Source organism: Halosimplex carlsbadense 2-9-1 (assembly GCF_000337455.1).
GTDB lineage: Archaea > Halobacteriota > Halobacteria > Halobacteriales > Haloarculaceae > Halosimplex > Halosimplex carlsbadense.
This window is the reverse complement of record NZ_AOIU01000025.1, coordinates 1-25729: the sequence shown is the minus strand read 5'-3', so window position 1 is coordinate 25729 and position 25729 is coordinate 1. Positions and strand designations below refer to the sequence as shown.

Genomic DNA, 25729 nt, shown 5'->3' with positions numbered 1-25729 from the left:
CAGGGATCGGCCCCTGCGGCGAATAAGCGTGTCGCTCGCCTATCGCGCGGTCCTCGGCGGGCCTGTCAGCGACGCACGTCGACGATACCTTCTTGCCGGACGAGTCCTCCGTTCCGCACATGACCGCTACCGCCGACGCCGGCGACTCCGAGGACGGTCCGACCACACCGACGTTCCGCGGCTGCGTCTTCTGTTACAGCGCCGAGTGGGCCTACTACGGCGCGAAGAAGGGGATCCGGGCAGTCAAGGACTGACTCGCGATCGTCTTCCGACCGTCCGTCGACGTGACCGAACCGGTTCGGCCCAGCGACCTTTCCTCGGGGTGCCGTTGTTCCGAACGAGATGCCAGCGACGGACTTCGACGCCGAACGGGCGTACGACGAGGACAGCTTCATCGCCCGCGAGGCGTTCCGGAGCGACCAGTTGAAAGCCGTCTGCGGGTACTTCGAACCCGGACAGTTCATTCCGGTCCACGCGCCCGACAGCGACGTGGTCGTCCACGTCCGCTCGGGGACCGGCGTCGTCCGCGAGGGCGACACCGACCACGCCGTCGCTCCCGGCGACGTGGTCGCGGTCCCTGCGGGAGTCGACCGCGGCGTGAAGGCCGACGACGGCGGTCGCCTGGAGGCGCTGCTCGTCACCGCACCGCCGCCGACCGAGGCTGAACACGACCCCGTCCGCGAGGGGCTGCGCCGCGGTGTCTTCGACCCGGGCAGTGCCGACGCCGAGTAATCTACTCCGCCCAGTACTCCGCTTCGGCGTCCAGATCGACGGTCTTCGAGAGGTACCGATCGTCGTAGTTACCGGGCGCACCGCCCGCGAAGAGCATCGCCACGTCGCGCTCGACGAGGACGGACAGATCCGGCTCGTTCATCGTCGAGATCACGAGAAAGCGGGCGGTCTCGTCGCCGCCCGCCTCGACCTCGTGGGCGTGGTCCGGCCCGTTCGGCAGCGCCGCGTAGTCCCCCGGTTCGAGGACGTGTTCGCTCACCTCACCGTCCTCCCCGTCTGCGACGCGCTCCAGATAGAGCGTCAGCTCGCCACCGAGGACGTAGATGGCCTCCTCGTTGCCGGCGTGGTAGTGCCGGGGCCACGTCCGCTTGCCCGGTTCGAGTTCGTAGAGGCTGGTGCCCAGCTCCTCGCCGCCGGCCGCGCCGAGTCGCTTGCGACGGAACCGCCGCTCGCCGTGGTCGTACTCGTCCCAGTCCAGATCCGATTCGGAGACGACCGGGCTGTCGGATCCGCCGTCGGTCGCGTCGCCGTCGCTCATGGACGAGCGAACGGCGAGGAACGGCAAAAAGGTCGGCCGGTCAGGCGACTTCGTCGGCGACGACGTCGATGACCGTGTCGAGGACGGCCGAGCGCTCGCCGGCGATGTACTCCAGCTTGCCGTGGCGGGCGGACGCGGCGGTCAGCCCGGCATTGGGCACCCACTCGCGGGCGCGGTCGGCCACGTCGCGCACGTCGATAGCGTGGTCGCTGCGGATGTGGAGTTCGTCGTCGGAGACGCCGATGACCGCGCTCACGTCGTCGCGGTGGCGGCGGTGCAGCTCGTCGAGCAACAGCGCCGTCGGCGGGAACTCGTAGCGGTGGGTGAAGGCGTCGGTGTCCAGCACGGCGACCGTCGTGTCGTCGAGCGTCTGGGTGTCGAGGTTGGCCTCCGCGGTCTCGATCTCCGTGTCGAGTTTCTCGCGGAACTGCTCGCTGACGTGACCCGCGAGGCCGCCGGGGCCGTCGCCCTCGCCGAACAGCAGGTCGGTGATCAGCTCGCGCTTGTCCTCGTAGGACTGGTAGTACGCCTCCAGCGCGACGGCCTCGCGGACCTCGCGGGCCGCGTCGGCGTCGTAGCCCGCCTCGCTGGCGGCGTCGGCGTACGCCTCGGGCGTGTCCTCCCAGTAGCTCACGGCGGGGAGGTGCCGGAGGTCCTCGCGCACCTCGTCGTTGACGTGGGCGGCGACGTTGGCGGCCAGGGTCGCGGCCGTCGTCTCCTGGGCGTCGGTGCCGTCGGGGGCGACGGCGGCGTCGACCGCTTCGTCGACTTCGGGGTCGACCGCCACGTCGTCGACGAGCGCGCGGCCGGCGCCGTAGAGGTCCAGCAGTTCGAAGCCGTCGAGCGACTCGCGGGTCGCGCCCGCGGCGACGAAGACGAACAGCGGCAGCTTCTCGTCGTGGCGCTCGCGGGCTTCGAGCATCCGCGTCGCGTCCTTCGTCGCGTCGTCCATGTCGTAGACGCCCTCCTCCAGCGGACGGCGGTCGAAGTAGTGATAGACCGCGTCGTGCTGGTCGTGCTGGTCGCGGACGAGCGGGAGCGTCGCCCGCTCCAGCGCGACGCCGGCGACGTAGCCGTCGGCCGTCGCCGCGTGGCGGACCACGACCGGTCGCTCTTCGAGCACCGCGCGGCGGACCGCGGTCGCCACGTCGCGCACGTCGTCGGTGAGCGCCTCGACCGTCTCGTCGGCGACGATGGGGTCGACCGCGTCGGGCTCGGCCTGCGCGGTGAGCGCGTCGGCCAGCCGGTCCTCGACGGTCGTACGGTCGTCGTCCTCGAGTTTGACCAGCGCCTCGGTCTCGACCTGCAGCTCGCCGCGGCGTTCGCGGACCTCGCCGTCCAGGCGAACCACGTCGTCGGTGTCGATCTCCGGGTAGGCGCGAACGGCCGCTTCCTTGAACGCGGCGCATTCGACGCTGTCGGTCTCGTCGCGGATCTCGAAGACCGTCGGCCCGCTCGTCTGGCGAGCGCTCTCGACGACGCCTTCGAGTCGAACGGTCTCGCCGACCCGGTCGTCGAGCGTCTCGATGGCGACGTGGTTCGGCTCCGTCGCTTCTTCGTTCTCCGTTTCGGCGACCGCAGCGGCGGCGCCACCACTGGCGGCGGCCGTCCCGCCGTCGCCCGATCCCGCGTCCGCCTCGGTCGTAGCGGCGGGTGTCTCGGCTGCGGCGGCGTCGGCGGTCGAGGTCGGCTCGGCCTGCTCGTCGCTCTCGTCGTCGGTCGTCACGTCGGCGTCTTCGGTAGCTGCCGCGTCGGCGTCTTCGGTAGCTGCCGTGTCGGCCTCGTCGGTGTCGTCGGTTTCCTCGCTGTCGTCGGACGCGTCGGCAGCCGATTCGTCGTCGGCTGCCGCGTCCTCATTTCCCGACTCGTCCTCTTTGAGATACGGTGCGCCCTGATCGGGGTCGTCGACGAGGGTCCCGCGGAACTCGTTTTCGGCCTGGCGGATCGACCAGCCCAGGTCCACGTTCCCGTTGTCTCGCACCTGCTGTACCTGCACGAAGACGGTGTCGCCGGACTCCCAGTCGAGGCTCTCGAGCCGCTGGTCGAGCTCGCTCCGATGGAGCAGTCCGGTGACGCTGTCGCCGACGTCGACGAACACGCCGAACTCGGCGTACCCGTCAACGGTTCCACGGTAGTAGCGGTCGACCGTCAGCTGGTCGGGCTGGTTCCCGCGGAACTCGAAGACGACGTCTTCCTCGTGGAGGTCGCAAATGCGACCGTCGACAGACTTCCCGCAGATGATACACGAACCCATTGGCAGTTAGAAATGCCCCGGGCCTAAAACGGTTGTCGAAACGCGTCCGTCACCCGCCCGCCCCTCGGTTCGTCCGACGTCACGGCTGAAACGCCCTTAGAAACCGTTGTAGGCCGATTCCGACCGTTCTACTCACTCGAACACGCGGCCGTCCTCTTCGAGCGCTTCGATCCCGCGCGCGACCTCCGCGGCCGCCTCGGGGAACAGCGCGACTTCCACTTCGTTGCCCTCGTCGTCCTCGAACGCCAGTTTGACGCGCTTGTCACCGAACTCCCGCACTTCCGCGCCCTCCACGTCGTACAGTTTCGCCGTCGCCGACGTGTTCGACGGACCGACGTGCTTGATCGCTCCCTCCTTCAGTTCGAACGTGAACTCGTCCAGGTCGAGCGTGAACATACCGGCGATCCGACCGGCGCGCGCTTAAACGACCGTGGTCCGATGACCGGTGCGGCCGCCTCGCGCGGCTGCTCCCCGCGCTCGACTCAGGCGAGACTCGCCGCCACGTCGGCCCAGGTGAGTCCGGTCAACTCCGACAGCGCGGCGAACCCGCGGAAGCCGTAGCCGAAGGCGAGCGCCGCTGGGACAGCCGTCAGGACGGCGGCCTTCGGCAGCGGTACGTCGTGCACGTCGCTGACCCCGACGGCCAGCAGGACGCTCGCGTAGGCGGTCGCGGCCACGCGGACGCCCGGGAACGGGAGTCCGGCGAACACGCACGGCGCCGCGGCGTAGGCGATGACCTGTACCGTCTCGCTGACGCCCGCGCGCTCGGGCGCCCCCGCGATGAGGATCACCGTCTGCAGCGCGGCGGTGAGGTGTAGCGACGCCGGCGCGACGAGCACGACCGCCAGCGCCAGAAAGAGGAGCGTCGAGAGGGCCGGCTGCCCGCTCAATACCGGGTAGGCGGCCGCCCCGGACGCGACGCGCGTCAGTTCCTCGACGAGGACGACCGCGCCGGCGAACACCAGCGCCGGCGCCTGGTCGCCCGGCGCCACGCCCGACCGAAAGAGCCGGCGGGGCCTGACCAGTACTTCCGCCCACGCGCGTGCGAGCGCCGCGACCCCGCGGTCGCGCCCGCCCGTCGGGTTCTCGACCCACTGTGTCACGGCGGGGTGTACGGAGCGGGTCGCAATCACGCTTACTCATCTGTCTCGCAGGCCGCTTCCCGCCCGCTGCGTACCGTCGCACTCGACGCGGGGTCCGCGTCGCCGCGTCGCTGCGTCGCCGCCGTCGTCCGCCGGTGCGAAACCAGCCGCCGCGATGTCACGGCCGTCGGTGTCGAACCCGGCGTCGAAGCGGTCGGCGAGCCGATCACTCGCCGGTGACGGGCTCGACCTCGAACACGCCGACGGTGCCGCTCACCTCGTAGCCGACACAGAGCAGGGGGTTCTCGATAGGGCTCTCCTCGGCCGAGACGAAGTGGACGCCTTCGGGGGCGAAGTCGCCGGCCCGTGCGGGGCGGTCCCCGTCGGGGTCCGCTTCGGCGGCGGCCTCTAGGTCGTCCTCGGACACGTCGTAGTTGCGGTTGATCGCCATCTGGCGGAACTCGGGCGCGGTCGGATTCGTCACGTCGTAGACCGCGATACCGCTGCCCTTCTCCTGGCCGACGAACGCGAAGGTCCGGTCGCCGACGGCGCCGAGTTCGATGCTCTCGGTCTCGGGACCGCTCTCGACGAGGTTCACGTGGCCTTCGGGCCGCTGCTGGGCGAAAGTGCGCTCGAAGTCGTCGCCGCTGTCGAAGACGAGGTCGACGCCGGTCGCGGTCGGCTTCCAGACCGAGAACGACCGACCGCCGATAGCGTAGATCGAGCTGTAACTGCCGTCGCCGTCCTCGTCGGCGAACTCGGCCATCGCCGCCTCGTTGACCTCCATGTTGCCGAGGTGGACGGGCTGTTTGAGGTCCTCGACGCTGTCGACCTGCGGGAACTCCGTGAGTTCGAACCCGTCGGGGTCGAGGTCGAGGTCGCCGAGTATACTGACCTCGAAGTCCTTGGCGTCGCCCTCGTTGGCGGTGACGACGAACGTCTCGCCGGCGACCTCGTAGGTGTCGATGGCGTCGGGCTGGTACATGCCTTCGACCGGCCAGGACTGGAAACTGGTTCCGTCGGCGTCGCTCGCGTCGAGTTCGTTGCCCGGCAGCGAGAAGTCTTTGAACCCGAGGCCGTCGACCCGCTCGACGGTCGCGTCACCGAGGTCGATCCGCGCGAGGGCGTTGTTCTCCTGCAGGGAGACGAACGCCGTCGACGAGTCCGGCGAGACGGCGACGAACTCCGGCTCGAACGACTCCGAGGCCCGCGCGGAGCCGTCGTCCGCCGAGACGATGTGGACGCCCTCTTCGCGGAGTCGGTCTTCCTCGCCGTCGAAGTTGCGGAACGTCGCCGTCGACGTCTCGGCGGCTTCGACGCTGGAGGAGATGTCGATCACGCTGACCGACCCGGCCGGGTCGGTCGCGGACCCGGGTTCGCCCTCGTTCGCGACGACGGTGTAGTTCCCGTCGGGACTGATGGTCACCTTGTCCGGAAGCGGGCCGACCGGGACGGCGTTGATGAATTCCAGCGACGACGCGTCGTAGAACGCCACGGCGCCGTCGTCGGTCGCGGGGTCGGCCTCGACCGCCGCCGCGACGATACCGTCGTGGACGGCGACGCTGTTGGTGCCGCCCGCGGCGTCCAGCGTCGTCGTCTCCCGCTGTGCGATCGCGCTCGCCTCGAGCACCGCGTCCTGATCGGGGGTCGTCGGGTCGGCGAGGTCGAGCACTTCGACCTGCCCGGCGTTCGAGTTGACGACGAACAGCCGGTTTTCCGCCGCGTCGAACGAAACGATCTCCGCACCGCCCAGCGCCTCGCCCGTGGCGTACCGTCCCACCCGCTCGATCCGAGCGCCCTCGACGTCCATCTCCGACGCCTGCGCGCCGGAATCGGACTGTCGCGCTACGATAGCCGGCCCGACACCGGCCGCCAGAACCATTCCCAGAAACGTCCGCCTGTTAGTATCGTTGAGTCCCACACAGGAACGCTACAGGTTAGTTGAAAATTGGTTTATATGAACTCCATATAGCCGTATAGCGACGCCAGTATCGGTCGGTAGGCATCAGTGACGACTCACCTCGACCGAGCGGTCGCTCCGACTCCAGCCTATCGCACAACAACCGCGGACCACCGGCGCTCGACACGAACACGATCGCTCCCACGGTACCGTGTCGGACTCCTTTTGCCGACACCGTCCGAAGCGCCGCTATGGACGTGATCGGGGACCTCGTGGCTCGCGAGCGGCGCACCGACGACATCGCGGTGCGGACTGACAGCCGGGCCGGGTCGTACAGCTACGAGAAGTTCTGTACGAACACCTGGAAGACGGGCAACATCCTGCGCCACTACGGCGTCCGCGGCGGCGCGACCGTCGCCGTCGACGCGGGCGACTCGCTGACGCCCTCGCCGTTGCTCGCCCTGTTCGGTGCGAGTCTCCTCGGCGCGACGACCCGATTCGACCCCGGTGAGTCGCCGTCGGCGAAGGCGCTGGTCATCCCCGCGGCTCGCGCCGGCGCGTACGACCCCGAACCGGGGACGAAGACGTTCGTCTACGGCGACGTACCGGACGACCCCGAGTTCGCCCACTTCGAGGCGGAGATGTGGAGCGAGAACCCGACCAGTCCGCCCGACCGGGTCGCTCCGACCGACACCGCCCTCGCGACCGCCGACGGGGAGTTCACCCACGAGCGACTGCTGGCGGCGGCCGAGCGGGTCGTCGACGGGTACGGTCTCGACGGCGACGACGAGGTGGCGGTTCGGGCGCCGCTCTCCGAACCGGGAACCGTCGTCGCGGGCGTGCTCGCGCCGGTGCTCGCGGGCGGGACGGTCCTCGTCGACCGCGACTCGACGGGTACCGTCGCCGTCGCGACCGACGACGAGACGGCGACCGTCCCGGAGCCGACGGCTATCGACCCCGCCGACGTACTGTGAAAGTGAGTCGGAGAAGCGCGACCGCTACTCCCCGGTCGGGCGGATGAAGTCGGCGAGCGCGACGGTGGTGCCGAGCAACCACCCCAGCGGGACGGAGATGCCGACCCAGATGAGGACGTAAGCGAACTCCGTCATGTCGAACCTGTCGACGACGTAGCTCCGGAGGCCGACCGGACCGAGGACCTCCTCGCGGACGAGTTCGGCGATCTGGTCGGCGTAGACGATGCTGAACTGGGCCACGTCGTCGGAGACGAGCGCGGCGACGACCGGCGGGAGGAAGATAGCCGTCATCCCGAAGGGGTACGCGAAGACGACCGTCGTGATCCGCCCGCCGATCGCGCGGAAGGCCACGGCCAGCCCCGCCGAGACGATGGCGACGACGCTGGCGGCGATGATGGCGTTGGTCGCCTGGGACGAGTAGTCCAGCCGGAACTCGACCAGCGCCGAGAGGCCGCCCCAGACGAGGACCGCGAGCAGTATCACGCCGACCGCGCCGAGTTTTTCGACCGAGACGTCGATCTTTCTCGCGTGGAAACGGACGACGACGCCGAACAGCGCGAGCGGATACAGCACCGCGACCACGAGCGCCCCCAGCGCCGCCCACGCGGTGTAGGTGACCCGCTCGCGCGTGGTCTGTGGTTGCCACTTCCCGAGGACGGTGTCGCCCGCACCGCGCTGGCGCGGGTAGAGCAGCCCCATCCAGGTCTCGTGGAACTTGTTCAGGTCGAAGCGGATCGCTTCGACGACCCCCTGCCGGTTCCCGACTGACATGTTCCGGAATTTGGCAGCGCCCTGTATACCTCTTCTGTTGCCCGCCGCCGCCGATCGATATTCGCGCCCGACAGGTCTTCTCGACGACAGTATCGACGGTTCCGAAAAACGGGGGTCGAACCCCGAGCCGAGCCGGCGGGCGCCCGTCGCTCCTCGCCGTCAGTCCCAGGCGTCGGGGGCGAAACTGGTGTCGACCCGTCGGTCGGTCCGGTCGATCCCCTCGATAGTCGCCAGGTCCGACTCGTCCAGTTCGAGGTCCAGACTCTCCCAGTTGTCGCGGATGTGCGCCTCGCTGGTGGCCTTCGGGATCGCCGTCACGCCCGTCTCGCGGAGCCACGCCAGCGACACCTGTGCCTCGCTGACGCCGTGTTTCTCGGCGATCTCGGAGAGTTCGGGCACGTCGAAGACCGCACCGCGGGCCAGCGGCGAGTACGCGACGAGTTCGATGTCGGTCCCCGCGACGTACTCGCGGAGTTCGTCCTGCTGGAGCAGCGGGTGACACTCGACCTGGTTGGCGAAGATCGGCTCGTCGAGCACCTCGCGAGCCGTCTCGAGGTGGTGCGGTTCGAAGTTAGAGACGCCGATGCGGTCGACCAGGCCCCGCTCGACCAGTTCCTCGAACGCCGGCAGCGTCTCCGCGGCGTCGTAGGTCCGCGACGGCCAGTGGACGTACAGCAGGTCGACGCTGTCGACGCCGAGCTTGTCGAGGCTCTCCTCCGTGGTCTCGATCACGCCGTCGCGGTCGAGGTGGTCGATCCACACCTTCGTGGCCAGAAAGACCTCTTCGCGAGGCACGTCGGCCGCGGCGATCCCGTCGCCGACCGCCGACTCGTTGCCGTAGATCTGGGCGGTGTCGACGTGACGATACCCCATTTCCAGCGCCGTCCGGACGCTCTCGGCGCACTGCCCTGACTCGTCGTTTTGCCACGTTCCGATCCCGAACGTCGGCATTCCGTCGACGCGACCCGGACGCTCCGGCGAGTGGGTGTCCTGAGACATACGCGACTCTGAGGACGAGCGACCGATATGGGTTGCGACTTCGGAAGCAGCCGCTGGAGCGTCCCTTACTTCTCGGGCTCGTCGTCCGTCGCGTCGTCTGATCCGGACTCGACGACCGTGTCGGCGGCTTCGAACCCACCGGGCATGTCGTCGTCGGCGTCGTCGTCCGGATTCTCGACGACGGTCTGGGCGGCCTGGACCTCCTCGGTGCCGTCGGTGTCGGGTTCGCTGGTCTCGACCCCGCTCGGGTCGTCGCCGCCATCACCATCGCCGCCGCCACCGCCGGTATCGTCGGGCGGGGATCCGTCGGCGTCGCCGTCGGACCCGGTCGCGTCCCCGTCGCCGCCGAGGAACCGGTTGTAGAACACGCCGGCGCTCCCGAGGGCGACGATGACCGCACCGACACCGATAACCGCGGGCGAGAGCCCGCCGCCGCCGCTCCCGCCGGTCGTCGTCGCCCCGCTGCCGTCGTCGCCGCCGTCGGGAGTCGCCGTCCCCGGATCGACGGAGCGCGTCGGCGTCGGTGCGGACGTGGTCGTTCCGTCGCCGCCGGCCATCTCGTCGGTGGCGCCCGGTTCGTCGGTCGGCGTCGGGGTGAACGTCGGTGTCGAGCCGTCGTCGAGCGCGGGCGTCGGAGACGGAGTAGGGCTGGGCGTCGGTGACGGAGTGGCAGTGGCCACCGCCTCGCCGCCGACTTTCAGGCCCCAGCCGCTCGTGTTCCCGCCGGCGGACTCGGCCGTGCTTCCGACACAGACCATCCCTTCCCCGTCGGTCAGGTGGAACGCGGAGAACTCGCTGGAGCCCGAGCCGTAGCTGTGCTGCCATCTGGTCTCGCCCTCGATACCGAGGTTGGCGGCGAACCCCCTTGCGTCGTCGCCGTTCCCGTTCGTGGCGGTCTCGCCCGCGACGTAGTACTCCAGATTCCCACCGGTGACGCTGCGCAACACGGTGTAGGTGTCGGACACGACGCGCTTGTCCCAGAGCTTGCCGCCGTTGATATTGATCTCCAGCGCCCAGCCCCGACGGTCGTTCGTCTGCGGGTCGAAAGCGTTGGCGCCGACGGCGACGAACCCGTTGCGCGTCTCCGCCACGTCGCGGAAGACGTTGTAGTCGTCGTACGGGTTGGTCGCCCTGTCCGACCGCTTCTTGAACTGCTGGGAGAACTGCTGCGTGCCGTTCTCGTCGAGTTTGATGACCCACCCTGCGGTGTCGTCCTCCGTATCGTCGGTCTCGCCGACCGCGGCGTAGCCCCCCTCGGAGTCGGTGACGACCCCGTGGAGCTGGTTGCGGGCGCCCGGACCGTAGGTCTCCGCCCAGTCGATCGACCGGTCGTCGGTCAGCCGAACCACCCAGGCGTCCCGGAACCGACTCGTCCATCCCGCGAAGACGAACCGTCCCTGTTCGTCCGCGGTGACTGCCCGCATCGTATCGGTCGTCCCCGGCCGAGCGTTGAACGTCCGCCGCCACTGTTCGGTCCCCTCGCCGTCGACGCGCACGGCGATCGCGTCCTGCTCGCTCGACCCCTCCTCGTGGGTGTGGCCGGCGACGACGAACCCGTCCCCGACCGCCGCCACGTCGAACCCCTCCGTGACGCCGCGCTCGGCGAAGGTCGTCTGCCACTCCAGTTCGCCGGCGGCGCTCGTCTTGTAGAGCCAGATCTCGCTCGCGGCGCCGCCGTCCGCGGACTCGGCCGTCCCCACGACGGCGAACCCGCCGTCGGACGCGGGCGCCATCCCGTTCGCCTCCGCAGTCGCCTCCCTGTCGTAGGTCCGGTCCCAGCGCGTCGGCGGCACTTCCTGTCGGCGGCTCGCCGTCGCTCCGCCGACCGAACCGCTCGCCGCGAGCGCCCCCGCACCGACGAGACAGCAACCCCTCATAAATCGTCGCCTACTCGGTTCCCGTTCCATGCCCGTGGACGCGACCCGGAGTGGTAAAATCCTGTCGGCCCTCCGATGGAAACGCCTGCCGTGTCGCGGGCCGGATCCGTTCGCCCGCGACCGCTCGGCCGAAAATCGGCCTGCCGGTCGCGATCAGCTTCCCAGTCGCTCGCGAGCGAACCGCACCATCAGCGGCAGGTCGCCGAGGTGGATCAGGTCCCGCATCGCCAGTCGGTCGCCGCTGTTGATCTTCGCGAGCGTGTCGCCGTCGGCCCGCTGCAGGTCGGCCATCAACCGGTCGTAGCGGTCGTTCGGCGTGAGATACAGCAGCTCGGTCATTAGCAGGCGCGTGTTCATCTTCGGCGCCACGTCGCTGTGCCAGAGCGTGTTGTAGATCTCCATCTGCTCGGCCGAGGTGTCGACCGTGCCGGTCAGCGCCCGGTCGGCCGTCGCCGCCGCCGCCCGCGCCGAGAGCATCCCCTTGTGGATGCCCTCGCCCCACAGCGGGTCGATCGTGGGGACGGTGTCGCCGATGGCGATGAAGCCGTCGGTGGTCATCTTCCCGGGCTGCTGGATGTGGGCCGACCCGCGGTGTTGCTTGCCGTCCAGCCTGGTCGCGTTCTCGAAGCGCGGGTCGCTCTCCAGCCAGTACTCCAGGTAGTCGTCGATCCCCATGCCCTCTTTGGCGTACTCGCGGTGGCTGTCGTTCTGGATGTAACAGAGCCCGACCTTCGCCGTGTCCTCGCCGGTGTGGAACAGCCAGGAGTAGCCGCCGGGGGCCAGGTCGTGGTCGAGCCGGAGCATCATCGCGTCGGTGCAGTCGGCGAAGTCGGGGTGGTCGGCCTCGACGCCCTCGAACTCGTACTCGACGCCGATGGCCTGGCGCTCGCGCTTCAGGTCGGTGACGCCCAGGTCCTTCGCCAGCGGCGCCGCCGGCCCCGTCGCGTCGACCACGACGTCGGCGTAAACCTCTTTCTGTCCGTCGTAGCGGACGCCGACCGTCTCGCCGTCCTCGACGATCGGCTTCGAGACCCGCGAGTCGAAGCGGTACTCCGCACCGTTCTCGCGGCCCTCGGCGACGAGCCACCGCTTGAAGTCGGCGAACTCCAGGACCGCACCGGGCTGGTCGCGGACGAAGTGGTCGTTGGGCGACTCCAGCACGACCGTCTCGGTGAAGTTCATGACGACCTCGTCCGGGACGTTGAACGACGCCATCATCGAGGGGAACGTTCCGGCGGTCGATTTGTTGCTCTGACGCGGGAACTCCGCCTCGGGTTCGGTCTCGAGTACGAGCACCTCGTAATCCCTCGCCGCCAGGTCGCGCGCGCACTGCGCTCCGGCGGGACCGGCCCCCGCGATCACCACGTCAAAGCGGTCGCTCATAGACATTGGTCCGGCGTCTGCGTAATTAACGTTCCTGAACGGGACGAACCCGTGTGAACCGTTTCCGCCCGGCGCACGCGGTCCGCGCGCTCCACCGACGACCCCGTCGCCCGGACGACGTGTGGACCTACTCCCGCAACAGCCACGCCAACACGACGCCGCCGAGCAACAGCGCGACGACGCCGAGCGAGCCGCCGCTGGGAACCGTCTCGAACAGGGCGTAGCCCACGCCCGCGGTCAGGACCGCCACGACGCCGCTCCCGACGGCGTGCAACAGCTCGACCCGCGTCGTCGCCACCGCCGGGTCGGCGTCCCGGTCGATCCCGAGGCCGAATGTCCCGAGATCCGCCGCGATCACCGCGCCGAACCCACCGAGGAGGACGCGCTCCGCGGACGCGGGGCCGGTCGCCGCCAGCACGGTCGCGGCGAACAGCGCCGCGCCGCCGGCGACGACCGACGGCTCCGAGCGCCGGACCAGCCCGGCGAGGACGGCGCCGGCACCGACGAGACCGACCAGCGTCGCCATCGTCGACCCGCGGACGGCCGCCACCACCGCGACCGACGCGAGGACGGCCAGCGCGTGGCTCGCCCGCGGGCGCCGCCGATCGGTCCCGCTCCCGCGACTCACCGCCACCGCTCGTCACCCCCGTCGGTCGCCAGACGGGATTCGGTTCCGGCGGCCGCGTCCGCCGCGGTGCGGGGTCGGGACGAGCCGCGGCCGCCACCCTCCGTCCACTCCACGACCGCGAGACCGGCGCGGCGACACTCGTCGAGGCGGACCCGCCGTTCGGTGGCCGCGAGGCGCCGGTACGCGGAGTCCTCGGCGGTCGTATCCGGGCTGGCGACGGTCACGTCGTGGCCGCGGGCGTCGAGCGCGCGGGCGACCTCGACGGGGCGGTCGTCGACGAACGGCGAGCAGACCACGACCTGCGTATCCCCCGACAGCTGGGTCAGCAGCCGGTCGAAGCCGTCGGCGTCGCCCGTCTTGCCCTCGCTCTCCGCCGGCGGACGCCAGCCGAACGCCTCGTGCGTGGTGAGCGCGTCGAGCAGTCGCTCGCGGTGGGACCGACCGGAAGCGGGCGGGAGCCAGCACTCGCGGGGCGACAGCGCCGCGAGTCCGACGTGACAGTCCGCCTCGGCGAGGCCGCCGACGAGCGCGCCCGCGGCGTGAACGCAGGCGTCGACGCCCGGGCGTCCGTCGCCGGCGGTCACGTACGCGGCGGCCCGCGCGTCGACCAGCAGGACGACCTTCACCGTCCGGGGCTGGTCGAACCGCCGTGTGGCGAGTTCGCCGTCCTTGGCGAAGCGGTTCCAGTCGACGCTGCCCAGCGGGTCGCCCGTCCGGTACTCCCGCAGCGAGTGGAACGCCTGCCCCTCACCGGTCGCCGAGACGGGCTGGCTGCCAGTCAGTTGCGTCGCCAACTCGCCCAGCGGGACCGTTCGGTCCTCGAAGGCCGGTCGACAGACCACCGTCGAGCGGTCGGTCGCCGTCCGGGCGACGCGACGGCTCGCGCCGCTCACGTCCCGGGTCACGACGGTGAGACTGTCGAACTCGTGACGGCCGCGGACGGCCTCGAACTCGTAGGCGATCGAGGCTCGCTTGCCCGGTCGCAGCGCGGTCGTGTGCCGCGCGGTCCCGTCGACGACTTCCAGGCCCGCCGGCACGTCGTCGGCGAACCGCAGGTCCGGCAGCGTCGCCCCGCTCTCGTTCGCGACCGTGAGCGTGACGCGGACCGTCTCCCCCGGCGCGGGCTCGGTGTCGCTGACGTGGCGCTCGACCGCGAGTTCGGGTTCGGGGGCGTCCGTGATCCGGCTGTAGGCGGCGAAGCCGACGCCGCTCAGGCCGGCGAGGATGGCGACCGGCTTCCCGACGAGGATGGCGACCGCCGTCGCGGCCAGGGCGAGCCCGTGGATCCCCGCCCAGCGGCCGGTCCGTTCGAGTCGCTCCTCCCCGCGGACGAGGCCCGCCCCGGCGGCCGTCGTCTCAGTCATCGGCGACACCCCCCGAACGGCGCGAGTCGCCGGCTCGACCGCCGCCGTCTGGACCGCTCGCTTCGCCCCCGTCGCTTCCGTCTCGGAGCCGCGCGACGGCCGCCGCGGCGCGCTCGGCCCGTCGGTCGAAGTCGGGTTCGACGCCCTCGTGGTGGGCGTCGTCGCCGTCGGCGAACAGCGCGGCCGCGTCGGGGTCGTCGGTCCACGAGCCGTCGGCGACCCGGCGCTCGGCCGCCTCGGGAGCGTCGCCCGCGAACCGTTCCAGGGCGTCGACGGCAGCGACCTGCAGGCGCTCGCGGACGCGGTCCCGGTCAGCCACGTCGCGCTCGCCGGCGCCCACCTCGGCGACCGCCGCGGCGAGGTCGTCGCCGGGCACGCCGTAGTCCGGTCGTTCGCCCACCTGCGGGAGGCCGCCGGACGGCGCGTCGTCGCTCTCGAACCGTTCGAAGGCGGCGACCGCGACGCCGGCCAGCGCGACGACCCAGACCCCGAGCGTCGCCAGCGTCGCCCAGTCGAACGCGACCAGCCCCGGCCGGAACGTCAACACGACGCCGGCGGCGACGGCCGCGAGTCCCACCACCAGCAGGGCCCGACGGCGGCGACTCACGCGTTCCCACCGCCGTTGCCGTCGCGGTCGTCGCGGGCTTCCAGCCGGTCGGCCAGCCGCCCGGCGGTGCGCTCCTGTTCGTCAGTCGGGGACCGCCGGGCGTAGCGGACCGCCTCGAATCCGCGAGTGACGCTCTCGACGGCGTCGTCGGGGTAGCCCCGCTCGACGGCGGCCGTCGCCGTCTCACCGGGCGTCGCCGTCTCGTCGGCGTCCGCGCGCTCACGGAGTCGACGCCACGCGCGGACGACCGCGTTGTCGGCGGGCGAGTCGTAGGTGGGTTCGACGGTCGGTGTGGGCGGTCCGTCCGGCCCGTTTCCGCCCCCGCTCTCGTCTCGCGGCGGTGCTCTGGCGTCGTCACCGGTCAACAGGACGGCAACGACGGCGGCGACGAGCAGGCCACCGAAGAGGCCGGCGACGAGCAGGGTCGAGACGCCGTCACCGTCGCCGCTTTCGTCGGGTGGAACCGGCGTCTCGTCGTCGATCACGTCGCGCGAGTCGGTCGCGGTCGTGCTGTTTTCGCCGCCGCCGGCGACGGGGGGCGGCCCGACCGGCATCGGCTCGGTCGGCGTCGTTCCGGAGTACAGCGTCGGCTGTTCGGTCCCGCCGAACGACCCGGCGGCCGTCACGAGCGCGACCAGCGCGAAGAGGGCGATCAGGGCGGTCGCGAATCGTCTCACGGGCGAGAGTGTTCGCCCCATCTACAAGTTTTTACCGACTGTCGACCGGGTCGTGATCGGGCGGCCCGTCGTCGGCCGTGTCGGACTCGGCGGCCCGACCAGCCACCTCGTCGCCCGAATCGATCGCATCGGCGGCCTCGACGGCGGGTTCCTCGCGGTCGTCCCCGGACGACTCCCTGCCGTACCGGACCGCGCGGAACCGCTCGGTGATCGTCGCGACCGGTTCGCGGGGGATTCGACGGTCGAGCGCCCGCGCCGCCACGTCGCCGGGCGTCGCCGTCTCGTCGGCGTCCGACCGGTCCCGGAGCCGCCGCCACGCCCGCGTGACCGCGTTCTCCTCGGGCGAGTCGTACGCCGGCGAGACGGTCGGTGTCGGGTCCTCGCCCGCGGCGCCATCGTCGGGAACGGCTGGCGCCCGCTCGTCGTGGCCGGTCAGGAAGACGACGAGCAGGCCCGCCGCGAACAGCGAGCCGCCGACCGCGGGGACGACGAACGGGGAGACGCCGCCGGAGTCGCCCGCTGCGGCCGTCGTGGGCGTCGCGGCCCGCCGGACCTCGGAATCGGCTGCGCCGCCCGGCGCGCCAGTCGGGGGCGGCAACTCGGTGGGCGTCGCCGGGCCCGTCGGCGTCCCATTATCTGAGACGACGGGACCCTCCACCGCGCCGAACGTGCCGGCTGCTCCCGCGAGCGCGACGAGTGCGAGAAGGGCGACGGCCGCGGTGGCGAGGCGCTGCACGTCGACGACTGAGACGGCGACCGGCCAAATGATTTCCGGCTGAAAGGACGCACTCGCGGTGGCGGTGCGGTCGCGGTGGTGGCTGCGGTGCGGTCGCGGTGGCGGTGCGGGTGCTGACGGTGCGGTCGCGGTGGCGGTGCGGGTGCTGACGGTGCGGTCGCGGTCAGCATCCGGCGCTCCGCGCCGGTTCACCGGACGCGAGGAGGCAAAGCGACCGAGTTGTCCGGCCGTTTTCACCCGTGTTTTTGGCGACCGGGTTCCCGCAGGGAGCGAAGCGACTGAGGAAACCCGGTCGCCAAAAAGATGGAAACTAGATGGGTTAGTAGAACTCGCGAACGAGGTCCATCGCGTCTTCGGGGGCGCCGTCGGGGATGTCGGACATGTCCTGGTCGATGCCCTCGCGTTTCTCCCACGGGACGGAGTCGTCGTCCTGGTAGATGACGCCCATGTACTCCTTGTCGCCCTCGAGGATCTTCTCCTTGGCGGCCTCGCGGTCGTGGGGGTCGTGGTCTTCCTCGGAGAGGTCGACGATGGAGTCGCGGAAGTAGTCGTAGGTGTCGACGTCGTTGAACGTCACGCACGGCGAGTAGGTGTTGACGAACCCGAAGCCGTCGTGCTCGACGGCCTTCTGGATGATCTCGGCGTGGCGCTGGGCGTCCGAGGAGAACGATTGGGCGATGAACGTCGCCCCGGAGGCGAGCGCGAGCGCGAGCGGGTTGACCGGGGGCATCTGCGGGCCGTCGGGGGTCGTCGAGGTCTCGAAGTCCTGACGGCTGGTCGGCGACGCCTGGCCCTTGGTGAGGCCGTAGATGCGGTTGTCCATGACGACGTAGGACATGTCGACGTTGCGGCGGACGGCGTGGACGAAGTGGCCCGCGCCGATGGAGTAGCCGTCACCGTCGCCGCCCGCGACCATCACTTCGAGGTTCGGGTTGGCGAGCTTGACGCCGATGCCGACGGGCAGGGCGCGGCCGTGGACGCCGTGCAGCGCGTAGCTGTGCATGTAGGTGCCGATCTTGCCGGAACACCCGATGCCGGCGACCACGAACGTGTTGTCGGGGTCGTTGCCCGTCTCGGCGAGCGCTTTCATCATGCCGTTCATCGTCCCGAAGTCGCCGCAGCCGGGACACCAGGTCGGTTGCTTGTCGGATTTGAAGTCCGTGAATCGAACGTCTGAGCTCATTCTGCCTCCACCTCCGTGGCGCCGGCGTCGGCACCCGTGAGTGTGTTCTCGATCTCCGTCGCGAGTTCGTCCGCCTTGAAGCGGACGCCGTTGTACTTGTTGACGCGCTGAACGCGTTCGAGGACGTCGTGCTCGATCACGTCGGCGAACTGCCCGGTGGCGTTACACTCGACGACGATCACGTCCTCGGCCGCCTCGATCTCCTCGCTCAGGTCGGGCCGCGGGAAGATGTAGGGTACCGAAATGAAGCGCACGTCGTGGCCGCGATCCTCCAGGAAACCCAGCGCCTCGCGCATGGCGCCCTCGTTGGATCCCCAGGAGATGACGAGTGTCTCGGCCTCGCTGTCGCCGAACTCGCGGTAGTCCCAGTCCTCCTCTTCCTGGGCGGTCTCGACTTTCTGCTGGCGCTTCTCGACCTGCTCGAGACGGACCTCTTCCTCCTCGGTCCGGCGCCCGAGTTCGTCGTGTTCGAGGCCGGTGGTCATGTGAGCGCCGTCGGTCGTGCCCGGGAACGCGCGGGGGCTGATGCCGTCGGCGGCGGGGAAGTGCGCCTGGAAGCGGCCGCGCTCGTCGAGCCAGGAGTCGACCTCGTCCTCGTCGACGACCTTGCCGCGGTCGATCTCGACCTCGTCCATGTCGAACGCCTCCGGCGGGAACGTCTGCTCGGTGACGGCGAGCGCGAGGTCCGAGACCAGGTAGACGGGCGTCTGGTACTTCTCGGCGTAGTTGAACGCCTCGACGGTCTTCCAGAAGCACTCCGAGACCGACGTGGGCGCGACGACGAACCGCGGGATCTCGCCGTGGCCGCCGTACAGCGTCATGTTGAGGTCGCCCTGTTCCTGCTTGGTCGGCATCCCGGTCGAGGGACCCGAACGCATCACGTCACAGATGACCAGCGGCGTCTCGGTGGTCGCGACGAGACCGAACGTCTCGGTCATCAGGTCGATACCGGGGCCCGAGGTGGCCGTCATGGCACGTGCGCCGGCGCGTGCGGCGCCCAGCGCCATGTTGATCGCGGAAAGCTCGTCCTCGGCCTGGACGACCTTGCCGCCGTACTGCTCGACGCGGCCCGTCATGTACTCCATCACGTCCGTCGCGGGCGTGATGGGGTAGCCCGAGTAGAAGCGACAACCGGCGGCGATGGCGCCCATGCCGATGGCCTGGTCGCCGTTGAGGAGCACGTAATCCTCGTCGGTGGTCTCGATGTCGTAGTCGAAGTCGTGGTCGTACTCCTCCTGGACGTGCTGCTGGCCCAGGCGGGCGGCCTCCTTGTTGTTCTCGACGATGGCCTCGCCCTTGTCGCCGAAGCGTTTGTCCAGTGATTCGTCCAGGTTCTCGATGGGGAACTGCGCCACTTCGCAGGCCGCGCCGAGCGCGACGACGTTCGCCATGATGGCGCCGCCGGCGTCCTCGGCGAGCCGCTGGAGCGGCACGGACAGACCGATCATCCCGTCGGGAACTTCGACGTCCTGCATCGTGGAGCGCTCACCGTCGTAGATGATGACGCTGCCCTCGTGCAGTTCGTCCATGTTCTCGTCGATGGTGCGCTCGGTGAGCGCGATCAGGATGTCGAGTCTGTCGACGACGCTCTCGACGCGGTCGACGGATGTCCGGACCTTGTAGGCGGTGTATCCGCCCCGGATCCGTGATGCGAAGTCCTTCGAGGTGAAGACGTGACGGCCGGCACGCGAGAGTGCCTGAGCGAAGATCTTCCCGGTAGAGTCGATCCCGTCACCGGCTTCACCGCCGATGGCCCAGTTCAGGTCCTCGGGCATACTGCATTGTGGTATCTCCCGCCCCGCAAAAAGACTTCTGTAATGGGCCGGAACTGGTCCCCCTGAGACGGACGGAAAAGTGGACGCACGGGCGAAAATCGCCGGTTTCGAACGTCCGGAGATCGCGTCCTGCGATGGTGAACGGAGCGGTGTCGGAACGGCGAGCCGAACAACCGCATCGAACCCGGCTCGCGCCGCGGCGCTCGGGAACGAAACCGCCCGGGAACGAAAGGACCTTGCGCCGCCGGCCGCGACACGGGAGCATGGACGACACCGAAGTCGCCGTCGTCGCGGTCGAGTCGGTCGGCGAGGACGCCATCGCCATCGATTTCGAGACGCCCGACGGGTTCGAAGCCCAGCCCGGGCAGTTCGTGAAGGTCGCCCTCGACGGCGTCGAGGAGGCGCGCTTTTACACGATCTCCTCGCCGGACGTAGCGGGGACGTTCGAGATCACAGTCGGCATCGACCCCGAGGGCGAGGTCGGACCGGAGCTGGCGGCCCTGACCGCCGGGGACACCGTCACGGTCTCGGGCCCGTACGGCGACGCCTACTACGAGGGCGAAGACCGGGTACTGATCCTCGCGGGCGGCCCTGGCGTCGGGCCGGCGATCGGGATCGCCGAACGGGCGCTCGACGAGGGCGGGGCGGCCGCCATCGTCTACCGCGACGCCGCGCCGATCCACGACGAGCGCCTGACCGAGCTGAACGAGCGGGGCGTCTCCGTGGCCGTCCTCGCGCCGTCGTCACCGCTGGCGTCGTCGGTCGACGAGGAACTGACCGAGGACACGCAGGTGTTCGTCTACGGGTTCGCCGACTTCCTCGACGACGCCACCGCCGCCATCTCCGCGGCCGGCGGGGACGCCGAGGCCGCGAAGGTCGAGAACTTCGGATAAGGGACCACAGCGCACCCACCGCGGCCGTCGAGCGCCGGCCGGCGACTTTGACAACGGTTAAAAACCGTGAGAGGATACGGAGTGGTATGAGCGAGAGCCAACAGAAACGCCAGCAAAAGTGCGTTTCGTGCGGCATCAACATCGCCGGCACGAACGCCGCCGCGTTCAAGTGTCCCGACTGCGGCCAGCAGATCTACCGCTGCGCGAAGTGCCGCAAACAGAGCAACCTCTACGAGTGCCCGGATTGCGGGTTCATGGGGCCGTAACGATGGGGAAAGTAGCTGCCCAGATCAAGGTCATGCCCCAGAACCCCGAGGTCGACCTCGACGCGCTCCAGGAGCGCCTCGAAGCGTCGCTGCCCGAGGGCGCGAAGATCAACGGCTTCGAGCGCGACGACGTGGCCTTCGGCCTCGTCGCCCTGCTCCCGACCGTCGTCGTCCCGGACGAGGCGGGCGGCACCGAGGCCGTCGAAGAGGCCTTCTCCGGCGTCGAAGGCGTCGAGAGCGTCGAAGTCGGCGACGTCGGTCGCCTGTAACGCCTCGCTCGCGTTTTCAGCAGCTTCGACCGCCGAGCCGCGCCACCGGCCCGCGCGATCGGGGTGCCAGCCCGCTCGGGGTCCACCGACCGCCCGCGCCGCCCGCTCGCACGGCGGGCACGACGGCGTAACGTGCGATTTATAAGCGTGACCGGAGAACGACACCGCACGAATGCCTAACTCCAACGGACCCCAGAAGAAGTCGCGCAAGAAGCTCCGCAACAAGCCTCGAGAAAGCGGCACGTCGCCGCCCCAGCGAGCGGTCACCGAGTACGAGACCGGCGAGAAGGTCCACCTGAAGATCGACCCGAGCGTCCCGGACGGGCGCTACCACCCGCGGTTCGACGGTCGAACCGGCGAGGTCGTCGGCGAGCAGGGCGCCGCCTACAAGGTCGCCGTCACCGACGGCAGTGTCGAGAAGACGCTGATCGTCAAGTCCGCCCACCTCCGCAGCCAGGCATGACGATATTCAAAGAGAAGGTCGGCGAAGAGTACCTGACGGTCGCCGAGACCAAGGTGGTCCTCGAGGAGCTCGAACGCGAGCGGGCCGCCGACGAGGACCGGGAGATGCGCTACGAGCTGGCGCGAGCCATCGAGCACGTCAACCGCTTCGCCGTCCTCGACCCCGAGGAGTCCCGCGAGTTCGTCGCCGAGCTGCAGGAGCTCGACAAGGTCGACGAGCCGACCGCCTACAAGATCGCGAACCTGCGCCCGCGGGACCGCGACGAGCTGCGGTCGATCTACGCCCAGGAGCGGTTCACCCTCTCGGGCGACGAACTCGACGCCATCCTCGAAGTCGTCGCCAGGTACGCCTGACCGGTCTCCGTTTCCCAAGCGCCCGACAGCGGGGGTTTAAGTTCCGTCTCGCCCTACTCGTCTGTCATGAGCGACACCGAGCGCGACGACGACGATCCGGGGGGACCGACGGCCGTCGTCCTCGACTTTCTCGCACACGGTCGGACAGAGGACGACCGCCCGCAGTACCAGAAACAGCCCCTCGTCTACGCGCTCGGGCGCGAGGACTTCCGTCTGTTCGAGGTGGTTCTCGGGCCCGAGGCCGACGTGTCGATCGGTGACGATCTGGTCATCGACCGGGCGGCCGACGCGATCGAGCGCACCGGGGAAGTCGAGTACGAGGACCTCACCGGCGGCGCCCAGTCCGAACTCGACTACGCCGTCGAGGACCTCGTCGACGAGGAAGAGCGCCGGTTCGTCGACTTCTACAACGACGCCCAGCCCATCACACTGCGCCTGCACCAGCTGAACCTCCTGCCGGGCATCGGGAAGAAACTCCGGAACTCGATCCTCGACGAGCGCAAGCGCGGCCCCTTCGAGAGCTTCGACGACCTGGGCGAGCGCGTCGAGGGGCTGCACAACCCCCGCGAGGTCGTCGTCGAGCGCATCCTCGAGGAGATCCGCGAGGACGACCTGAAGTATCGCACGTTCGCCCGCAGGGACGAGGAATGAACGGCGAGCGCACGCGGGAAAGCGAGGGAGAGAGCAACGGCGCCACGCCCCGCCGCGACGCCCCCGAAACGGGAGCGCGCGACCCCGACGCCCTGCTCCGACGGGCGGGCGTCCGGGGCGACCCGAACCGCGACCAGCACTTCCTGGTGGACGACCGCGTGCTCGACCGGCTGCCCGAGTACGCCGCGGAGGCGAACGTCGACCTCTCGCACGTGCTGGAGATCGGCGCGGGGACCGGCGCGCTGACCGACCGCCTGCTCGCCGCCGGCGAACGGGTGACGGCCATCGAACGCGACCCCGACCTGGCGGCGTTCCTCCGCGATGAGTTCGCCGCCGAGATCGACGACGGGCGACTCACCGTCGTCGAAGGCGACGCGCTCGAAGTCGAGTTGCCCGAGTTCACCGCATCCGTCTCGAATCTCCCGTACGGTCCGTCCAGCGAGCTGGCCTTCCGCTTGCTCCCGGAGAAGCGGCCGCTCGTGCTCATGTTCCAGCGGGAGTTCGCCGAGCGGATGGCCGCCGAGCCGGGGACCGACGACTACGGCCGGTTGTCGGTGACCGCGGGCCACTACGCCGACGCCGAGGTGGTCGAGCCGGTCCCCAAAGAAGCGTTCTCGCCGCCGCCCGCGGTCCAGAGCGCGGTCGTGCGGACGACGCCCCGCGATCCGGACTACGAAGTGGACGACGAGGACTTCTTCATGGCGTTCCTGAAGGCCGTGTTCACCCAGCGCCGGAAGACGATGCGCAACGCCGTCCGCAACACCGCCCACATCTCCGGGCTGGGTGACCCCGACGCCGTTGTCGAAGCGGCCGACGAGGACCTGATGAGCGCCCGCGCCGGCAACGTGACGCCCGCGGAGTTCGCGGACCTGGCGACGCTGGCGTACGAGGTCGGCGAACCCGGCGATCCCCAATGAGCGGAGAGCAGTCCGCGGGGGACGAAACTGGGGACGGATCCGACGGCAAACCGGGACTGGCCGCACAGCGCGACATGGAGCAGGTGTACCAGCCGGCGGAGGATTCGAAACTGCTGGCCGACGCCGTCGTCGAGCGCGTCGGCGAGGGCGACCGCACGCTGGACGTTGGAACGGGGTCGGGCTACGTCGCCGCGCGGATGCGTGAGGCGGGCGCCGAGGCGGTCGGGACGGACCTGAACCCACACGCCTGTCGGCAGGCCACCGAGGCGGGGATTCCGGCCGTTCGAGCGGACCTGACGGGGGCGTTCGACGCCGAGAGCTTCGACGTGGTGACGTTCAATCCCCCGTACCTGCCCACGGAGCCCGAGAAAGAGTGGGACGACTGGATGGAGCGCGCGCTATCGGGCGGTGAGGACGGCCGCGCGGCCATCGACCCGTTCCTCGACGACGTGGCGCGCGTGTTGCGGCCGACGGGTGCGGCCTACCTGCTCGTGAGTTCGCTGACCGACCCCGACGCCGTCCGGGAACGGGCGGCGGCGAACGGACTCGTTGGTGAAGAAGTCGCCAGCGAGTCCCATCCCTTCGAAACGCTGCTGGTGATGCGGTTCGAGCGCGCAGAGGCTTAGTCGGTCGCTCGCACGCCGGGCGGCCAGTCGTCACCCGATTCCGCGTCTGGGTGCCCGGTGTCGGCGGCCAGGACGGCGCCGAGGATGAACAGGACGGACCCCGGGAGCGCGGCGACGAGCGGACGGAATATCATCCCGTGCAGCACACTCGTGGTGGCCGCGCCGTGGACGCCACCGTAGCAGACGAGCGCTAGGGCGGTTCCGCGCAGCCATCGGCGCTCGCGGCGAGCCCAGGCGACGCCGGCGACGAGAAACAGGACGGCGCCGAGCCGCCAGAATCCGACGCTCGAGAGCGTTCGCCCGACCACGTCGATCGGGCCCGATGGTGACGTCCACTCGGCGATGCGTGGCGGCGGTGCCACGTCTGTCAGCGGCCGCCGGAACGTGTCGACCGCGGCGGGGAGCGGTGCCAGGATCACCGCGATCACGGCACGGGCGGGCGTCAGCGACTGGACCCGGCCGGTCCAGGCTGTTGCGACGCCCCACGCGGCGGCGCTCGCCCAGCCGATCCCTAGAAACCACGCGGTCGCGACCAGCCCGTAGTGACCGACGCCACCGGGCGGTTCGTAGTGGACGTACATGTGGTACTGATAGGCGAACAGCGGGACGAGGGCTGCGACGGCGACGAACGCGCCGAAGAGGCGAACGGCGTTCGATCCGGGTCGACGGAGGGGTCGCACGGCTCTCGATCCAGGCAGGTGACCGATAACGCTTCCGGCCAGAACCGCCGCGGACCGCGATGGAAATTACCACAGCGCATCAAACGAGATAAGAAATATTATAGGGCGTCATTTCGTAGGGCGTTCCAATGACGCAGGTACGTTCAACGACGCCCGGCCTGTTTCCGGTACCGGACTGGGCGAAAGACGAACTCGCGAACCTGAAGGGACGACAGAAGGGCGGGCTGGTCTCGGGCGACGAGAGCGCAGAGATCAGCGACGCCTACGACCGAGCGCGCGAGGAGGTCGTCGGCCTCCAGACCGACGCCGGCCTCGACCTGGTCGTCGAGGGCCAGCTGCGGTGGGACGACATGCTCACTCACCCGCTGGCCGTCGCCGACGCCGTCGAGACCCGCGGGATCGTCCGCTACTTCGACAACAACAACTTCTACCGCGAGCCGGTCGTGACCGGCGACCTGAGCGCGACCGGTGACGTGGCGACTGACCTCGAAGCGACCGCGGAGCTCACCGACGAGTCGCTCAGCGCCGTCCTGCCCGGGCCGTACACGCTGAGTCAGCTCGCGACGGACGACCACTACGGCGACGAGAGCGCCTTCCTCTCGGCGCTGGCCGACTTCCTCGCGAGCGAGGCCGAGCGGTTCCCCGAGGTCGAGACGCTGTTCCTGCTCGAACCCTCCCTGCTGGAGTCGCCGCCCGGCGACGGCGCCGACGAGCGCGCCAGCGAGGCCATCGACACGGTCGCACAGGCGGCCGACGCCGACGTGGTCGCCCACACCTACTGGGAGTCCCACGGCGGCGACGGCGGCATCGACGAGAAGGTGTACGCCCACCTCATGGACGCCGACGTCGACGCGGTCGGCTTCGACTTCGTCGCCAACCACGAGGACAACGCCTACGTCCTCAGCGAGTACGGCGCCAAAGACGACATCGCGCTGGGGATCGTCGACGGGCAGAACACGCTCGTCGAGGATGCCTCGGAGATCGCCGAGCGCGTCGAGTGGACGCTCGACAACGCCCACGGCGTCGACTTCGAGACGGCCTACGCGACGATCAACACGCCGACGTTCTACCTTCCCTCGGGCAAGTTCGAGGAGAAGCTGGCGGCGCTTGGCGCCGTCGAGCGCGCGGAGG

At 69.9% G+C, this 25729-nt stretch carries 29 protein-coding genes; 12 read left to right on the top strand and 17 right to left on the bottom strand.

Annotated features, from left to right (window positions below):
* Positions 1–119: 119 nt before the first annotated feature.
* Positions 120–254 (top strand): hypothetical protein, encoded by a 135-nt coding sequence (locus tag C475_RS25135; RefSeq protein WP_006883793.1) that lies wholly within the window; start codon positions 120–122, stop codon positions 252–254.
* An 88-nt stretch (positions 255–342) separates the two neighbouring features.
* On the top strand, positions 343–732 hold the full coding sequence (locus C475_RS10450; RefSeq protein ID WP_006883792.1) for a cupin domain-containing protein: 390 nt from the start codon (positions 343–345) through the stop codon (positions 730–732).
* Between the two features lies 1 nt (position 733).
* Here C475_RS10450 and C475_RS10445 read toward each other — a convergent pair whose 3' ends face one another.
* The 5 genes from C475_RS10445 to C475_RS10425 all read right to left on the bottom strand — a co-directional run bounded on the left by C475_RS10445 (position 734) and on the right by C475_RS10425 (position 6527).
* Positions 734–1270: a cupin domain-containing protein gene (locus C475_RS10445; protein WP_006883791.1), complete on the bottom strand. Its 537-nt coding sequence runs from the start codon at positions 1268–1270 to the stop codon at positions 734–736.
* A 40-nt stretch (positions 1271–1310) separates the two neighbouring features.
* On the bottom strand, positions 1311–3524 hold the full coding sequence (locus C475_RS10440; RefSeq protein WP_006883790.1) for a DHH family phosphoesterase: 2214 nt from the start codon (positions 3522–3524) through the stop codon (positions 1311–1313).
* 132 nt (positions 3525–3656) lie between these two features.
* Positions 3657–3920: a hypothetical protein gene (locus C475_RS10435; RefSeq protein ID WP_006883789.1), complete on the bottom strand. Its 264-nt coding sequence runs from the start codon at positions 3918–3920 to the stop codon at positions 3657–3659.
* 86 nt (positions 3921–4006) lie between these two features.
* Complete coding sequence (locus C475_RS10430) at positions 4007–4627, bottom strand: YIP1 family protein (RefSeq protein ID WP_006883788.1); 621 nt, start codon at positions 4625–4627, stop codon at positions 4007–4009.
* Between the two features lie 205 nt (positions 4628–4832).
* Positions 4833–6527, bottom strand: a complete 1695-nt coding sequence (locus tag C475_RS10425; RefSeq protein ID WP_049930434.1) for a choice-of-anchor I family protein — start codon at positions 6525–6527, stop codon at positions 4833–4835.
* A 230-nt stretch (positions 6528–6757) separates the two neighbouring features.
* On the opposite strand from C475_RS10425, the gene C475_RS10420 reads away from it, so the two are divergent.
* Positions 6758–7480: an acyl-CoA synthetase family protein gene (locus C475_RS10420; RefSeq protein WP_006883786.1), complete on the top strand. Its 723-nt coding sequence runs from the start codon at positions 6758–6760 to the stop codon at positions 7478–7480.
* Between the two features lie 24 nt (positions 7481–7504).
* Here C475_RS10420 and C475_RS10415 read toward each other — a convergent pair whose 3' ends face one another.
* The 11 genes from C475_RS10415 to C475_RS10365 form a co-directional block, all read right to left on the bottom strand.
* Complete coding sequence (locus C475_RS10415) at positions 7505–8251, bottom strand: hypothetical protein (RefSeq protein WP_006883785.1); 747 nt, start codon at positions 8249–8251, stop codon at positions 7505–7507.
* Positions 8252–8410: 159 nt separating this feature from the next.
* Complete coding sequence (locus C475_RS10410) at positions 8411–9202, bottom strand: aldo/keto reductase (RefSeq protein WP_006883784.1); 792 nt, start codon at positions 9200–9202, stop codon at positions 8411–8413.
* A 113-nt stretch (positions 9203–9315) separates the two neighbouring features.
* Positions 9316–11127 (bottom strand): hypothetical protein, encoded by a 1812-nt coding sequence (locus tag C475_RS10405; RefSeq protein ID WP_049930432.1) that lies wholly within the window; start codon positions 11125–11127, stop codon positions 9316–9318.
* A gap of 153 nt (positions 11128–11280) precedes the next feature.
* The gene (locus C475_RS10400; protein ID WP_006883782.1) at positions 11281–12510 is read right to left on the bottom strand and encodes a digeranylgeranylglycerophospholipid reductase; all 1230 of its coding nucleotides are present in this window, start codon (positions 12508–12510) and stop codon (positions 11281–11283) included.
* Between the two features lie 127 nt (positions 12511–12637).
* Entirely contained in the window at positions 12638–13138 is a 501-nt protein-coding gene (locus C475_RS10395) for a DUF7519 family protein (protein WP_152436384.1), read from the bottom strand.
* The gene (locus C475_RS10390) at positions 13135–14502 is read right to left on the bottom strand and encodes a DUF58 domain-containing protein (protein ID WP_006883780.1); all 1368 of its coding nucleotides are present in this window, start codon (positions 14500–14502) and stop codon (positions 13135–13137) included. The genes C475_RS10395 and C475_RS10390 overlap by 4 nt, the downstream gene beginning before the upstream one ends.
* Positions 14495–15109: a DUF7269 family protein gene (locus tag C475_RS10385; RefSeq protein WP_049930430.1), complete on the bottom strand. Its 615-nt coding sequence runs from the start codon at positions 15107–15109 to the stop codon at positions 14495–14497. Before C475_RS10385 ends, C475_RS10390 begins: the two co-directional genes overlap by 8 nt.
* Positions 15106–15786 carry a DUF4129 domain-containing protein gene (locus C475_RS10380; protein ID WP_049930428.1) on the bottom strand — a complete coding sequence of 227 codons (681 nt, stop codon included), beginning with the start codon at positions 15784–15786 and terminating at the stop codon, positions 15106–15108. Before C475_RS10380 ends, C475_RS10385 begins: the two co-directional genes overlap by 4 nt.
* Positions 15787–15817: 31 nt before the next feature.
* A complete protein-coding gene (locus C475_RS10375) occupies positions 15818–16522 on the bottom strand; it encodes a DUF4129 domain-containing protein (RefSeq protein ID WP_006883777.1) in 705 nt (234 codons plus the stop codon).
* A 319-nt stretch (positions 16523–16841) separates the two neighbouring features.
* Positions 16842–17705 (bottom strand): 2-oxoacid:ferredoxin oxidoreductase subunit beta, encoded by an 864-nt coding sequence (locus C475_RS10370; RefSeq protein ID WP_006883776.1) that lies wholly within the window; start codon positions 17703–17705, stop codon positions 16842–16844.
* The gene (locus C475_RS10365; RefSeq protein ID WP_006883775.1) at positions 17702–19480 is read right to left on the bottom strand and encodes a 2-oxoacid:acceptor oxidoreductase subunit alpha; all 1779 of its coding nucleotides are present in this window, start codon (positions 19478–19480) and stop codon (positions 17702–17704) included. Before C475_RS10365 ends, C475_RS10370 begins: the two co-directional genes overlap by 4 nt.
* Before the next feature lie 263 nt (positions 19481–19743).
* On the opposite strand from C475_RS10365, the gene C475_RS10360 reads away from it, so the two are divergent.
* The 8 genes from C475_RS10360 to C475_RS10325 all read left to right on the top strand — a co-directional run bounded on the left by C475_RS10360 (position 19744) and on the right by C475_RS10325 (position 23918).
* Complete coding sequence (locus tag C475_RS10360; protein ID WP_006883774.1) at positions 19744–20373, top strand: FAD-dependent oxidoreductase; 630 nt, start codon at positions 19744–19746, stop codon at positions 20371–20373.
* 86 nt (positions 20374–20459) lie between these two features.
* A complete protein-coding gene (locus C475_RS10355; protein WP_006883773.1) occupies positions 20460–20639 on the top strand; it encodes an HVO_2753 family zinc finger protein in 180 nt (59 codons plus the stop codon).
* A gap of 2 nt (positions 20640–20641) precedes the next feature.
* Entirely contained in the window at positions 20642–20908 is a 267-nt protein-coding gene (locus C475_RS10350; protein WP_006883772.1) for an elongation factor 1-beta, read from the top strand.
* Between the two features lie 172 nt (positions 20909–21080).
* Positions 21081–21371: a 50S ribosomal protein L21e gene (locus C475_RS10345; protein WP_006883771.1), complete on the top strand. Its 291-nt coding sequence runs from the start codon at positions 21081–21083 to the stop codon at positions 21369–21371.
* Positions 21368–21724, top strand: coding sequence for an RNA polymerase Rpb4 family protein (locus C475_RS10340; protein ID WP_006883770.1), 357 nt, complete (start codon positions 21368–21370; stop codon positions 21722–21724). The genes C475_RS10345 and C475_RS10340 overlap by 4 nt, the downstream gene beginning before the upstream one ends.
* Before the next feature lie 66 nt (positions 21725–21790).
* On the top strand, positions 21791–22375 hold the full coding sequence (locus C475_RS10335) for a DUF655 domain-containing protein (protein WP_006883769.1): 585 nt from the start codon (positions 21791–21793) through the stop codon (positions 22373–22375).
* Positions 22372–23292, top strand: a complete 921-nt coding sequence (locus C475_RS10330) for a 16S ribosomal RNA methyltransferase A (protein WP_006883768.1) — start codon at positions 22372–22374, stop codon at positions 23290–23292. Before C475_RS10335 ends, C475_RS10330 begins: the two co-directional genes overlap by 4 nt.
* On the top strand, positions 23289–23918 hold the full coding sequence (locus C475_RS10325) for a HemK2/MTQ2 family protein methyltransferase (RefSeq protein ID WP_006883767.1): 630 nt from the start codon (positions 23289–23291) through the stop codon (positions 23916–23918). The genes C475_RS10330 and C475_RS10325 overlap by 4 nt, the downstream gene beginning before the upstream one ends.
* Here the strand turns inward: C475_RS10325 and C475_RS10320 are convergent.
* Positions 23915–24598: a hypothetical protein gene (locus C475_RS10320; protein WP_006883766.1), complete on the bottom strand. Its 684-nt coding sequence runs from the start codon at positions 24596–24598 to the stop codon at positions 23915–23917. The genes C475_RS10325 and C475_RS10320 overlap by 4 nt on opposite strands.
* A gap of 128 nt (positions 24599–24726) precedes the next feature.
* On the opposite strand from C475_RS10320, the gene C475_RS10315 reads away from it, so the two are divergent.
* Positions 24727–25729 (top strand): hypothetical protein (locus tag C475_RS10315; RefSeq protein ID WP_006883765.1); only part of this gene is annotated, 1003 nt, incomplete at its 3' end.

What these genes read in the sequence shown, in the direction of transcription:
- C475_RS25135 (WP_006883793.1), top strand. Translation starts at nt 120, where the DNA reads ATGACCGCTACCGCCGACGCCGGCGACTCCGAGGACGGTCCGACCACA.
- C475_RS10450 (WP_006883792.1), top strand. Translation starts at nt 343, where the DNA reads ATGCCAGCGACGGACTTCGACGCCGAACGGGCGTACGACGAGGACAGC.
- C475_RS10445 (WP_006883791.1), bottom strand. Translation starts at nt 1,270, where the DNA reads ATGAGCGACGGCGACGCGACCGACGGCGGATCCGACAGCCCGGTCGTC.
- C475_RS10440 (WP_006883790.1), bottom strand. Translation starts at nt 3,524, where the DNA reads ATGGGTTCGTGTATCATCTGCGGGAAGTCTGTCGACGGTCGCATTTGC.
- C475_RS10435 (WP_006883789.1), bottom strand. Translation starts at nt 3,920, where the DNA reads ATGTTCACGCTCGACCTGGACGAGTTCACGTTCGAACTGAAGGAGGGA.
- C475_RS10420 (WP_006883786.1), top strand. Translation starts at nt 6,758, where the DNA reads ATGGACGTGATCGGGGACCTCGTGGCTCGCGAGCGGCGCACCGACGAC.
- C475_RS10415 (WP_006883785.1), bottom strand. Translation starts at nt 8,251, where the DNA reads ATGTCAGTCGGGAACCGGCAGGGGGTCGTCGAAGCGATCCGCTTCGAC.
- C475_RS10410 (WP_006883784.1), bottom strand. Translation starts at nt 9,202, where the DNA reads ATGCCGACGTTCGGGATCGGAACGTGGCAAAACGACGAGTCAGGGCAG.
- C475_RS10405 (WP_049930432.1), bottom strand. Translation starts at nt 11,127, where the DNA reads ATGAGGGGTTGCTGTCTCGTCGGTGCGGGGGCGCTCGCGGCGAGCGGT.
- C475_RS10400 (WP_006883782.1), bottom strand. Translation starts at nt 12,510, where the DNA reads ATGAGCGACCGCTTTGACGTGGTGATCGCGGGGGCCGGTCCCGCCGGA.
- C475_RS10390 (WP_006883780.1), bottom strand. Translation starts at nt 14,502, where the DNA reads ATGACTGAGACGACGGCCGCCGGGGCGGGCCTCGTCCGCGGGGAGGAG.
- C475_RS10370 (WP_006883776.1), bottom strand. Translation starts at nt 17,705, where the DNA reads ATGAGCTCAGACGTTCGATTCACGGACTTCAAATCCGACAAGCAACCG.
- C475_RS10365 (WP_006883775.1), bottom strand. Translation starts at nt 19,480, where the DNA reads ATGCCCGAGGACCTGAACTGGGCCATCGGCGGTGAAGCCGGTGACGGG.
- C475_RS10360 (WP_006883774.1), top strand. Translation starts at nt 19,744, where the DNA reads ATGGACGACACCGAAGTCGCCGTCGTCGCGGTCGAGTCGGTCGGCGAG.
- C475_RS10355 (WP_006883773.1), top strand. Translation starts at nt 20,460, where the DNA reads ATGAGCGAGAGCCAACAGAAACGCCAGCAAAAGTGCGTTTCGTGCGGC.
- C475_RS10350 (WP_006883772.1), top strand. Translation starts at nt 20,642, where the DNA reads ATGGGGAAAGTAGCTGCCCAGATCAAGGTCATGCCCCAGAACCCCGAG.
- C475_RS10345 (WP_006883771.1), top strand. Translation starts at nt 21,081, where the DNA reads ATGCCTAACTCCAACGGACCCCAGAAGAAGTCGCGCAAGAAGCTCCGC.
- C475_RS10340 (WP_006883770.1), top strand. Translation starts at nt 21,368, where the DNA reads ATGACGATATTCAAAGAGAAGGTCGGCGAAGAGTACCTGACGGTCGCC.
- C475_RS10335 (WP_006883769.1), top strand. Translation starts at nt 21,791, where the DNA reads ATGAGCGACACCGAGCGCGACGACGACGATCCGGGGGGACCGACGGCC.
- C475_RS10330 (WP_006883768.1), top strand. Translation starts at nt 22,372, where the DNA reads ATGAACGGCGAGCGCACGCGGGAAAGCGAGGGAGAGAGCAACGGCGCC.
- C475_RS10325 (WP_006883767.1), top strand. Translation starts at nt 23,289, where the DNA reads ATGAGCGGAGAGCAGTCCGCGGGGGACGAAACTGGGGACGGATCCGAC.